Source organism: Pseudomonas sp. ES3-33, from assembly GCF_000952175.1.
GTDB classification, from domain to species: Bacteria; Pseudomonadota; Gammaproteobacteria; order Pseudomonadales; family Pseudomonadaceae; genus Aquipseudomonas; species Aquipseudomonas gregormendelii.
This window is the reverse complement of record NZ_JZRI01000104.1, coordinates 125,106-137,239: the sequence shown is the minus strand read 5'-3', so window position 1 is coordinate 137,239 and position 12,134 is coordinate 125,106. Positions and strand designations below refer to the sequence as shown.

Sequence of the window (12,134 nt, the reverse complement as noted above, 5' to 3'; positions counted from 1 at the left end):
GTTTTTAATAGCTATTGATAAAAATCTAGTTCTGGCCGACGAGTGCTAAATTCGGTGTGTGGTGTTTTTTTCAGTTTTATATTTGCGGGGCATTTTTGTGCGTGATACATCAAATCCAAGCGAGCTAACTTCCGTACGGCAACAACAGATTGCCGACATTCGCTAACTTCCTATCTGCCAGTCATTCGCTCACTACCGTTGTTTTTCATCGGTGCCACCATTGGTTTTGGTGGCTGGCATTGCATAGGGATTCACCATGGCTTCTACCATCGCCCAACTCTCTAACGTGCCGCTTTCGGTTCAAGGCATAGGTAAATCATTCGGTAAACTCAGCGTACTCGATGATGTCTCGCTTGAGGTCAAGGCGGGCGAGCTTGTGTGCTTGCTCGGGCCTTCAGGGTGTGGAAAAACCACGCTATTGCGGATCATCGCCGGCCTGGAAAAACAAGACGCCGGTCGTCTGATGATTGGCCCCAGAGACATTTCTCGCGCTCACCCTCAGGAGCGTGACTACGGGATCTTATTTCAGTCTTATGCGTTGTTCCCCAACCTCACCATTGCGCAAAATATTGGCTATGGCCTGAGCACGCGTAACCTCCTGCTCTCTCAAGTACGCGAACGTGTCCAGGAAATGCTTGAGCTGGTCGGCCTGACTGCTATGGCTGGCAAGTACCCAGGACAATTGTCCGGCGGACAGCAGCAGCGTGTGGGCCTGGCCCGTGCTTTGGCTCCCTCGCCTTCGCTGTTGCTACTTGATGAACCGATGTCTGCACTGGATGCAAAAGTTCGCGAACATCTGCGTCACGAACTGCGCTCCCTGCAACGCAAGCTCGGTATCACCACGGTCATGGTCACTCATGACCAGGATGAAGCGATGGTCATGGCGGACCGTATCGCGGTGATGAATCAAGGCCGCATCGAGCAATTCGACACTCCGGAAAATATCTATCGCTCGCCCGCAACACCTTTTGTCGCCAACTTCATCGGCCATGCCAATTGGCTCGACTACCAGAGCCTGAGTAACGGCCAAGCTCACCTGGGTGCTGCGTCTCTGAACATTGACCAAGACACTGCTGGCGGACCAGGCCGGCTATTTTGCAGGCCGGAAGCATTACGCATCGACAATTACCCCCAAGCTTCAAACAGCATGGCCGCACAGGTCATCGAAAAACTGTTTCTGGGCAATCGCTACCGGCTCACGGTAGAGCTGGACCAGCTTCGAGGCCAGCCTATTGTTGCGGAGATCAGTGCTGACCTCAACGCCCCGCCAATAGATGCCGAACGGGTATGGCTGACGCTTCCATCCCACAGCTTGCGGGCCTTTCCAGGAGCGGTGCGATGACCAGCTTGCAGTTACCTCAAACAGCTCCTCTGCAGCCAGAACCTTTGACGCGGTCGCCTAAAGCCGTACTCCTTGACCTTCTATTCACCCGCGGCGTGAAGCTGTTGATGGTGCTGTTGCTGGTCGTTGGACTCGCACTGCCGCTGATGAGCATGCTGAGTAAAGTAGTCGATGTACAAAACGGTCTTGCCGGTGTCTGGCAGATGATCACGAGCTCACGCTTTTTGTGGTTGCTGGGCAACAGCGTCAAGGTTTCTCTGAGCACCGTTGCATTGGTAGTGCCCGCTGCATACGTATTCGCCTATGCCCTGCAACGCAGCTGGATACCAGGCAAAGCGTTGCTTCGAAGCCTATCGCTGTTGCCGCTGATGGCGCCGTCCATGCTGTCAGCTATCGCGCTGATCTACTTGTTCGGAAACCAGGGACTGCTGAAATCGTGGTTCGCGGACGGCATTTACGGCTATTCCGGTATCGTGCTGGGGCAAGCGTTTTACAACTTCCCAATGGCCCTGATGATCCTCATCTCTTCTTTGGGCCTGGCCGATGCACGCCTGTACGACGCGTCTATCAGTATGGGGGCGAACCATTGGAAAACCTTCCTTAATGTCACATGGCCCGGCACCCGCTACGCGGTGTTTGCCGCCAGTTGCCTGGTGTTCACGCAAACCATCACCAACTTTGGTATCCCGGTTGTTATCGGCGGCGACTACCAAGTGCTGGCGATGGAGGCGTACAAGTCGGTGGTGGGCCAGCAAAAATTTTCTGAAGGCGCGCTGATTGGCAGCGTCTTGTTGGTTCCGGCCCTCATCAGCTTTGCGGTTGATGCATGGATGCGCAGATTGCGTGGCAGCCAGGTCAGTAGCCAGGCAGCCACTTATGTAGCGCCGAGCAATCGGCTGCGTGATTCTATTTTGTTATTGATCGCCGGGGCGATCGGCTTAGCGCTCCTGAGTCTGGTGGTGGTTGCGGTCGGGGCGTCCCTGATCAACTTCTGGCCGTACGACTTGACGGTTTCACTACGGCACTACAATTTCGAATCAGGCGGTGATGTCGGGTGGTTGGCGTACGGCAACAGCGTGTTGCTGGCAAGTCTAACCGCCGTGATCGGTACACCGGTGATTTTCACCTGTGCCTACCTGATGGAGAAAACCCGCAGCGGCTGGCTTGATAACCTGCTGCGATTGCTGTGCATGTTGCCGATGGCAGTGCCTGGTCTGGTCATGGGACTTGGGTATGTATTTTTCTTCAACCATCCTGCCAACCCCTTGAACGGCATGTACGGTGGCATAGCGTTAATGGTTGTGTGCTGCGTAATGCGGTTCCTGACGCCGGCACAAATGACCGCGACCACAGCCTTGCGCCAACTGAACGAAGAGATTGAATCCGCTTCGCTTTCTCTGAAAGTGCCACTGCTCACCACCTACCGGCGAGTGACGCTGCCCATCTGCCTGCCTGCATTGCTGGAGGTGTTTCGCTACCTTTTCGTCTCCTCGATGACCTCGGTATCGGCGCTGATTTTTCTATACAGCCCCGACACAATTTTGGCGGCAGTCGCGGTACTCAATCTGGACGACGCAGGCAACATCGGCGCGGCTGCCGCCTTGTCTACGCTGATCCTCCTGACTTCAGCCCTTGTGTCCATAGTGCTTTACATGCTGTCGCGCGGCCTGGTCAGGTACACCCAACACTGGCGAACCGGAACCGCTTGAATCGGTAATTTCTGCTGTCACCCTCCCACTGAATGAGACCTACCATGATCAAATCCTGGACTACCCTCGTTGCCGCCATTCTTGGTGCCGGCATCGCCAGCACGGCTTTCGCCAGCACGGAACTGACCGTCTACACGGCCATGGAAAACGAGCAGCTTGCTGGATACAAAAAAGCCTTTGAGGCCAAGAACCCCGATATTCAGATCAAATGGGTGAGGGACTCGACAGGGATCATCACGGCCAAGTTGCTGGCTGAAAAAGCCAATCCGCGGGCAGATGCCATCTGGGGCCTGTACGCATCGAGTGTGGCGTTGCTGGGCAAGGAAGGCATGCTTCAAGCGTATGCGCCCAAAGATGTTGAGAAAGTAGATCAGCGCTTTCGTGACAGGCAAAATCCGCCTCAATGGGTCGGCAATGGAGTGGAAGCGACCGCCGTCTGCGTGAACACGGTAGAAGCCAAAAAACAGGGCCTCCCGATTCCCACCAGTTGGGAAGACCTGACCAAGCCGATTTACAAAGGCAAAATCGTCATGCCTAACCCTGCCTCCTCAGGCACGGGCTATTCAGCCGTCAATGCATGGTTGCAAATAATGGGTGAAGACAAGGCCTGGGCTTTCATGGATAGGCTCCACGCCAACATTGGCCAATACACCCACTCCGGCTCAAAGCCCTGCACTCAGGCAGCAATGGGTGAATACCCGATCGGCATTTCCCTCGATTACCGGGCAGTCACCTTGAAACGTCAAGGTGCGCCGCTGGACATTGTGCTGCCGACCGAAGGCCTGGGTCTGGACATCAACGCGGTGGCGCTGATGAAAGGCAGCAAAAACCTTGAAGCGGCCAAAAAACTCGAGGATTTCGCAGTCAGCGAACAAGCGTTCCTGCTGTATCAACCCAATGCAGCCGCATTGGCTCGCCCGGAATTCAACAGCAAGTTGGCGGAAATGCCCGACGCATACTACGACCGACTGATTACTGTCGATTTCGACCAGGCGGGCGGGCAGCGGGCCGCAGTGCTGGAGAAATGGCGAGCGCGTTACGACGGTAAAACCGAAGCAAAAAACTAACGCAAAGTAAGCGCCACGCGGCGCTGCAGCCTGCTGCGCCGCATGGGGTAAAACCCAATGGCTCCCCCGCCGCAAACAACCAATGAACCACACCGCGCCGATTGTACTTACCCCACGCCCGCTTACAGCACCCACTCGAACCCGTCAGGCAGTGATGATGGTTTGGGAGGCATAGGGCAGAAACATCGGAATACCTTACGTTGGCTCAACATCCGAATGTACGTGTTCTGGGCCAGGGCCGCCGAGTTGTCACTGCCGCCCAGGCGTCGGCGCAACCAACTGCACAGCCCGATATTGCGGACACCTCCCTGTAAGAGTTGGCTTGCCCGCGATGGCCGTTAACGATGACGCGGAGTAACTGGAGCTCCGCGGCAGTCTCGGGTTCATCGCAGTCAAGCACGCTCCCTCAAAGGCATGAACCGCCTACGCTGATCCGTCAGGATTTACCACCAACCCGCCCCACATAGTTCAACACAAACTGCACATGCGCCTTGACCCCAGTGGTCAGTGTTCCATCGTCCACCGAAAAATACGGGCTATGGTTGGGTGCCGCCTTGTTCATGTCCTGCGCCTCAGGCGTCGCGCCGAGAAACACGAACAGCCCCGGGACTTTTTCCGCGTATAGCGAGAAGTCTTCGCTGGGCGACAGTGGAGCCGGCAGCCGCTCGACTTTGCCCGGCGCCGCCAACTCCAGCGCCGGGACCATCGCTTCGGTCAAGCCAGGATTATTGGTGGTCACCGGTGCGTAGTGCATCACTTCCAGGTCGGCCTTGACCTCATAAGCAGTGGCGATGCCGCTGACCAGGGTCGGCATTTTAGCCAGGATGGTGTCGCGGATATCGGCGTTGTTGGTGCGGATGGTGCCGGACAGGATCACGGTTTCTGGAATTATGTTGGTCGCGGTGCCGCCGTTGATCGAGCCGACACTGATCACGCCCATACCCTTGGTCAAGTCGATGCGACGGCTGACTAGGGTCTGCAGGCCGTCGACGATTTTCTCGCTGGCGACAATCGGGTCGACCCCGGTCCAGGGTGCCGAGCCATGGGTCTGCTTGCCGTTGACCGTGATGCGGAAATCGTCGGCACTGTTCAACGCGGTGCCTGGCTTGTAGTACAGGTGCCCGCTCGGGTAGCCGGACATCACGTGCACGCCGAACACCGCTTCAACTTTGGGTGAATCCAGCGCGCCGTCGCGGATCATCGCCTTGGCGCCGATCACCGCGTGAGTATCGAAATCGTCGACGTCAGCCGCGCCCTCTTCCGCCGGCTGGAACAGGAACACCACGGTGCCTGGCACATCCTCACGGTGTTCGGCCAGGACCCGGGCAGCGCCCAGCAACATCGCGGTGTGAGCATCATGGCCGCAGGCATGCATTACCGGCACGGTCTTGCCCAGGCGCACGCCCTCCGCCTTGCTGGCGAATGGCAGGCCGGTCATTTCCTTGACCGGCAATGCATCCATGTCGGCACGCAGGGCGACTACAGCGCCAGGCTTCCCACCGCGCAATACCCCGACTACACCAGTCTTGCCCACGCCGGTGCGTACTTCGATGCCCCAGGATTTCAGTTGCTGGGCGACCAGCGCGGAGGTCTGGGCCTCCATGTTTCCCAGTTCCGGGTGTTGGTGAATGCTGTGGCGCAGGTCGATCACTTGCGCACTGGCTGCGGCGACGGCCGGATTAACCCAAGGTGCATCGGCAGCGTTGCACAGCGTGGGCGCCATGGCCGCGAATATGGCGAGGCCAAGAGGGGCTGGAAATTTCATCGGTAGGTATCCCTTTTGTTTTTTGTTGTTGGAAACGGTTTTGGATCGGCAGCACTGCGGTCAGAAGATCCGCAGCGGCCACTCGACCACGACAATGTTCATGGTGATGTCCCCATCCGGCTGGCCGCCAATGGCGTTGTGCATGCCCCGGCGTAGGCGCACGCGCATGTCCTTGGCCGGACCGCTTTGCACGACGTAGCGTGCTTCCAGGTCCAGTTCCTTGTGCGAGGCGCCGTCGGCATTGGCCCAGGCGCCGTAGTGCGGATTGGGCGAGCTGGTGATGTCGTAGCCGTAAACATAGCGCCCCATAAAGCTTAAGCCGGGCACGCCGTAGGGAGCCAAGTCGAGGTCGTAGCGCACTTGCCAGGACTTTTCATTGGGACCGTTGAAGTCGGACGCCATGACTGCGTTGCTGAGGAAGATAGAGTTGCCGAAGGCTCCGGAACCATTGTTGCCAAAGCCGATGTAGTCGAACGGGGTATCGCCGATGACGTGTTGGAAGGCGACGGTGAGCTTGTGATTGAGCAGCGAGTAGGCCATCAGGCCGGACCAGGCCGTGGTGTCGATCGCGCCGGCATTGGACTGACCCTGGTCCCGTGAGTGGTAGAGGTTGCCCTCCAGGTCCAATCTGCTGCCTGCGCTGGGCTTCCAGGCATAACTGCTGCCGATGTATTGCTGGCGCCACAGATCTTCGAACTCAGAGCCGTACAGACTGATGGCCCCCTGCTCGCCCAGCGCATAGCGGCCACCGGCGAAGTCGACAGCGGCGGTCTGCACATTGGCGTAGTTGGCCCACAGCCCGCCCCGGCTGCTGGTCGAGGCCGGCTCGATGCCCGCGGTAAAATGCCCGCCTTCGAGCAGCAAATCCTTGACGTCCTTGCTGCTCAGCAGAAAGCCGGTCGCGGTGCTGGGTAAAACCCGTAAGTCCGCGGTAGCGAACACCGGATTCAGCACTTCCATTTGACCGTAGCGTAATTGGCTTTGCGCGTACCGCAGCTTGAGCGAGGCGCCAGCACGGCCAAAAACATCTTTGGGCTCGCTCTCGTCATTGAGCTGGATGTTGCCGTAACCGGCGTGGCCGGCGCCACCGTCCAGTTTGAATGCGGCGTAGCCGAACGCATCGACGCCAAGTCCGACCGGGCCTTGGGTAAAACCGGAGGCAAAACTCAGGCGTTCTCCCAGGGCGACGTCGCGGGGATCGCGCCGATTGTGCTGGCGCTGATCATGACCGTCGCCGGAGATCCGGGTGTTCAAAACATTGAAACGGTTGACCAGGGTCAGGTGACTGTCCGCGAGGAAGCCCTGCTCATCGGCCACGCAGATTCCGGAAAAAATCGCCGTGCAGGCAGCAGCCAACGGCCACAACTTTGAAGTATGGGACATGCACAAATCCATTAGATTTAAGAGCGCTAAAGCGCCTGTTTTTATTATTCGGCCGTGGATCGGTGCCAAGGCCGTCGGGGGATTGCTCAGTCGAGGCGTTTGCCTGCGGTTTCCCTGGACATCGTCACGCCGACGAGGGTGGCGCAGAGACAGATCATCACGTACAGCGCAGGCGCATGATTGTTCCCAGTCAGACTGATCAGGCCGGTGGCAAAGAACTGGGCGAAACCGCCAAAGATCGAGACGCCGAGGCAGTAGACCAGGGACAGGCCAGTGGCGCGGATGGCGCGAGGGAACATCTCAGTCAGCATCACCACCGACGGCACGGTGATCATCACCAGCAGGAAGGTGTTGAAAATCGATACCAGCATCAGCGTGATAATCGTCGGGAAATGGGTCATCAACAGGAAGGCCGGGTAAATCAGGATCAGCATCGGCACGCTGCCCAGGACAATGGTGCGACGCCGGCCGATCCGGTCACTGAGCTTGCCGGCCCATAGCGACAGAATAATCTGCACGAGGGCGCCGAGGCAGGATGCGCCAATACCGACCTGCAGCGGCAGATGCAACACTGCAACGGTGTAGTTGGTCATGTAGTCGAGGACGATGTAACTGCTGGCGGTACCACCGATCGCCATCAGTATCCCGGCGATAAGTACGCCGCGATGATGGGTGAATATCTGCCGCAGCGGTGACGCCTGATGCGCGCTGGGCTCGGCTGCGGTTTCCTGCAGGTGACGACGGATATACACGCCGACCGGCAGCACCAGCACCCCCACCAGGAACGGGATGCGCCAGCCCCAGCTTTCCAGATCAGCGTCGCTGAGGCCAGCACTCAAGGCCAAGCTCACCAGCGAGCCCATGAGAAAACTCAAGCCCTGGCTGAAGAACTGCCAACTGCCATAGAAGCCGCGGTTGTGGTCATCGGCATACTCCATGAGCATCGCGGTCGAGGCGCCGACTTCACCACCGATGGCAAAGCCTTGCACCAGCCGCGCCGCAACAATCAACAGCGGCGCCGCCAGACCGATCTGCGCGTAGGTTGGGGTCAGCGCCAGTGCCGTTGAACCCAGCGCCATCAGGCACAGGGTCAGCAACATCGCCGGCTTGCGTCCGGCGCGATCGGCGTAGGCACCAATGATCAGGCCGCCCAGCGGGCGCATGACGAAGCCCAAGCCGAAGGTCGCCAGCGCCAGCAACAACTGGCCGAGCTCGCTTTGCGCGGGAAAGTACTGCCGACCGATCACAGTGGCAAAAAAACTGAATACCGAAAATTCAAAGAATTCCAGCGCCGAGCCGAAGGTAATGGCGGCGATTGCACGGGAACTCAGGGCAGGACGACGGGCGCTAGCCTCGCCTCCCTGCGCGGTTGCAGTAACGGACATGCTTTCTCCTTTGCCAGGCGCAGCGACTGCCCCGGCCGACAGTGGGCGATCAGGCCAGGAAGGATTCAACCAGGCGCACCCAGTAGCTCGCCCCCAATGCCAGGCAGTCATCGTTGAAGTCATAACCGGGGTTGTGCACCATGCAGCCGCCCTCGCCGTCACCGTTGCCAATCACCAAGTAGCAACCCGGACACTGCTCCAGCATCACTGCGAAGTCTTCGCTGCCCGTGAGCGGTGACATGTCGGTGATCACCCCGTCGCTTCCCAGCCAATCCAGCGCTACCTGGCGGGCAAATACTGTGCTCCGGAGGTCGTTGATCAACGCCGGGAAACGCTGCGTCTCATCGACTTCGACCGTCGCGGTGGCGCCGAAGCTGGCGGCTTGAGCCTGGACCACCGCAGTGATGCGCTCGATCAGCAGATCACGGACGTCGGGCTTCAGCGCCCTGACGCTCAGTTGCAATTCGGCGTGGTCAGGGATCACGTTGGGGGCGATGCCGGCGTGAAAGGAACCGACCGAGACCACTGCACAATCCAGCGGGTTGACGTTGCGCGAGACGACACTCTGCAGCGCCTGGACAATCGCAGAGCCGGCGAGGATGGCGTCGATGGCCTTGTGGGGCATCGCCCCATGACCGCCCACGCCATTGACGGCAATGGTCAGAGTGTCGGTGGACGCCATGAACGGGCCGGGCAGAAAACCGAACTTGCCTGTTGGCAGTCCCGGCATGTTGTGCATCGCAAATATGGCGTCACAGGGAAATAGCTCGAAGAGACCGTCCTCGATCATTCGCCGGGCGCCGCCATCGCCCTCTTCCGCCGGCTGGAAAATCAGCACCAGGATGCCGTCGAACTCACGGCTCTGCGCAAGATGCTTGGCGGCCGCCAGCAGGATTGCGGTATGGCCATCGTGCCCGCAGGCATGCATCACGCCTTCATTGCGGCTGGCGTACGGCAGGCCGGTCTGCTCGACGATGGGCAATGCGTCCATATCCGCGCGCAGGCCGATGACGCGGTTACTGGCACCCTGGCGCAAGCGTCCAACGACGCCCGTACCGCCCAGACCACGGTGCACTTCGTAGCCCCACGCCTCAAGCCGGGAGGCGACCAGGTCGCTGGTGGCGAACTCTTCAAAGCTCAATTCAGGATGGGCATGCAGGTGTCGGCGCAACGCAATCATTTCTTCTTCAAGCGCTGCGATACCGGATAATACGCATGGCTGGGTCATGGGTTTTCCTTGTTGTTATTAACGGGCATGCTGCGGGTCCGATAATAGGCAGCCGGCCCATCCGCCGGCAGTCGCAAAATGGTTGGACTGAAAACCATTGGTTTACGCCTGACGAAGGAATAAGACATGAAACTGCATCAGTTGCAGGCATTGGTGGCGATCGCCGATTGCGGCAGCATCCGCGCTGCAGCCCGCAAGATCGGAGTCTCGCAGACCGCCGTGGCGAAGTCGCTGCGGGAACTGGAGAGCCACCTGCAACTGCCGCTGCTAACGCGCAACGCCAGCGGCGTGATGCTCACCCAATATGGGCGCTCGTTGCTGCTGCACGCCAGGCAAATGCTAGGCCAACTGGCGCTGGCACAGCTGGAGCTGACTCACCTGCGGGGCCAGACTGAAGGTCACCTGCGCCTAGGAATTTCGCCGTGGATGGGCATGACCCTGCTGCCCGAGGTGGTGCAGTTGTTCCGCCAGCACATGCCACAAGTTCGGCTGGAGATTTTCGAGGGTTTGATGGCAGTCACCTTGCCGCGGCTAAGGGACGGCACCATGGAATTGGCGGTGGGCCTGGTCTCAGCGCTGATGCCGCGCCCGGAGTTCGCCTGCGACCCGTTGTTTTCCTACGAAATGACGGTGATTGCTCGCCATGGCCATCCCAGGCAGGATTGCCGCTCGATCCACGATTTGCTGGATCAGGATTGGGTCGTCAACTATCCGGACGCCAACCACGACAGTTTCATGCACGAACTCTTCGGGCAACACGGCGCGCAGATCGCCGTGGAGCATGTGCAGCGTGCCCACTCGCTGCAACTGATGCTTTCACTGACCGAGCAGACCGACATGCTTAGCTATTGCCCCGAGCCGATGCTGACCGTGCCGATCTTCGGCGACCGCGTGACCCGGTTGAACCTTACCGAATCCTTCGCCACCGACACCATCGGCATCGTCACCCCGCGCAACAGCCAGCCGGGCAGCGCCGCGCAGTGCTTCATCGAATGCATCCTGCAGGTGGTGCGTCGCCGCTCACGCTCGTCGAAGGCCGAAGACCGACGTCTGTTTGATGCCTTGCAATTGCTGATCTGAATCAGGCCGCTCGAACCACTACGACCGCGCAGCCAATGCTGCCGTCATCCACCTGTGACAGGCCTTGAGGACTTCGTCAGCAAACGGCGAGTCGTCCGGCCACGCACAGGGCAATCATTTTCTCGCGCCAATCCGCGGGCGGCGCATTGACAGCCTTGGGTCCAGGCTGTGTGAAAACGCTATAAATACGTCGAAAACTGAGAGTCACGAGCGAGACCTCTTAAAAAAGGCTCAGATCCAACATCAAAAACAGCATCAGATTGACGCCGTTTGGCTGATTTCGCTGTCCTCGAGTCCGGCAAAATTTCTCGGCTAACTTCATCCCGCGCGAGCTCAAGTGAATCGGGCTCCGGTGACTGGTTCAGTTCGCTTGGTGGCCGCCAATTGCTTTCATTCGCGGCTTCACAGGACGAAGTACCCGGAGGACTAATCCAAATCGTGTTTCGCTCGACATTTGGGGTAGGCGCTGCAGCCCCAGAAACGCTCTCCTGCTCTATTACCTGTCTTACGGATACGAATTTTGAAAGCGCTCCCACACCGCGGGCAACGGCGTTCCGCAAAAGGGTCGTTTCGCTCTTTCAGGCGTTGTACATGCTCGTAGTGGGTAGTGAGCGTACTGTCCCTCTTCCCGCTCTCCAGCGCCTTCACCATTGCACTCACCTGCACTTCGTTGAACACAGGCTGCTCAAAGGACTTGATATAGCGGATGAAGCTGACGCCTTGGGTGACATTGTCCGGCATGGCGGTCTTGAAGCTGCCGCCGCCGACGAAGGCGATTACCGAATGGATGTGCCCGGGCGGAACGCCTAGCAGCGCTTCTAGCTCCTTCAAGTGCTTGTAATTCTGCCGCAGAGGGTTCTGGAACCTTAAGCGATGCCGGAAAATCTGCTGTGTCTACTGGGCCTGGCGCTCACCTCGGAAAATCGTACGTCCGGCCAGGTCATCTACCCAGCACCGCAAAGGTGATTAAAGCTGTGGTTTATGACTTCGGCCCGAGCCGGGCCGGTGAGCATGCGCGTAACTTCCTCGGCACGTGCCAATCGTCACGTATGAATGGGCACGATCCGTATGCCTACCTCAAAGAGGTGCTAACGCGACTGCCGGCGCAGCGGGCGAGTGAGATTGAACGACTGCTGCCGCATCGGTGGGTATCTGCCTGAGTCATGCAAGGTAAC

Annotated in this window: 8 protein-coding genes and 2 pseudogenes; 5 read left to right on the top strand and 5 right to left on the bottom strand. The window is 58.8% G+C overall.

Translation table 11 applies throughout. The annotated features are described in order from the left end of the window. Positions 1–256: 256 nt before the first annotated feature. Genes UB23_RS18355 through UB23_RS18345 form a run of 3 tightly spaced genes read left to right on the top strand, consistent with a single transcriptional unit; the run spans position 257 to position 4,118 of the window. A complete protein-coding gene (locus UB23_RS18355) occupies positions 257–1,342 on the top strand; it encodes a putative 2-aminoethylphosphonate ABC transporter ATP-binding protein (protein ID WP_045060709.1) in 1,086 nt (361 codons plus the stop codon). 5 nt (positions 1,343–1,347) lie between these two features. Continuing rightward, entirely contained in the window at positions 1,348–3,051 is a 1,704-nt protein-coding gene (locus UB23_RS18350; protein WP_045060722.1) for a putative 2-aminoethylphosphonate ABC transporter permease subunit, read from the top strand. A gap of 44 nt (positions 3,052–3,095) precedes the next feature. Next, the gene (locus UB23_RS18345) at positions 3,096–4,118 is read left to right on the top strand and encodes a putative 2-aminoethylphosphonate ABC transporter substrate-binding protein (RefSeq protein WP_045060708.1); all 1,023 of its coding nucleotides are present in this window, start codon (positions 3,096–3,098) and stop codon (positions 4,116–4,118) included. A 436-nt stretch (positions 4,119–4,554) separates the two neighbouring features. Here UB23_RS18345 and UB23_RS18340 read toward each other — a convergent pair whose 3' ends face one another. From UB23_RS18340 to UB23_RS18325, 4 genes are all read right to left on the bottom strand, one after another. Then, positions 4,555–5,883 (bottom strand): amidohydrolase, encoded by a 1,329-nt coding sequence (locus tag UB23_RS18340; RefSeq protein WP_045060707.1) that lies wholly within the window; start codon positions 5,881–5,883, stop codon positions 4,555–4,557. Positions 5,884–5,943: 60 nt separating this feature from the next. Next, entirely contained in the window at positions 5,944–7,266 is a 1,323-nt protein-coding gene (locus tag UB23_RS18335; protein ID WP_052673005.1) for an OprD family outer membrane porin, read from the bottom strand. A gap of 86 nt (positions 7,267–7,352) precedes the next feature. Further along, positions 7,353–8,651, bottom strand: a complete 1,299-nt coding sequence (locus UB23_RS18330) for an MFS transporter (protein ID WP_045060706.1) — start codon at positions 8,649–8,651, stop codon at positions 7,353–7,355. A 49-nt stretch (positions 8,652–8,700) separates the two neighbouring features. Continuing rightward, complete coding sequence (locus UB23_RS18325; RefSeq protein ID WP_045060705.1) at positions 8,701–9,879, bottom strand: M20 aminoacylase family protein; 1,179 nt, start codon at positions 9,877–9,879, stop codon at positions 8,701–8,703. Positions 9,880–10,005: 126 nt separating this feature from the next. Here UB23_RS18325 and UB23_RS18320 point away from each other — a divergent pair, with 126 nt between their 5' ends. Beyond that, the gene (locus UB23_RS18320; protein ID WP_045060704.1) at positions 10,006–10,959 is read left to right on the top strand and encodes a LysR family transcriptional regulator; all 954 of its coding nucleotides are present in this window, start codon (positions 10,006–10,008) and stop codon (positions 10,957–10,959) included. A 426-nt stretch (positions 10,960–11,385) separates the two neighbouring features. Here the strand turns inward: UB23_RS18320 and UB23_RS18315 are convergent. Further along, a pseudogene (locus UB23_RS18315) lies at positions 11,386–11,883 on the bottom strand (NERD domain-containing protein); the annotation flags it as partial. 65 nt (positions 11,884–11,948) lie between these two features. Here UB23_RS18315 and UB23_RS28695 point away from each other — a divergent pair. Then, positions 11,949–12,119 (top strand): annotated as a pseudogene (locus UB23_RS28695) (transposase domain-containing protein); the annotation flags it as partial. Positions 12,120–12,134 lie beyond the last annotated feature (15 nt).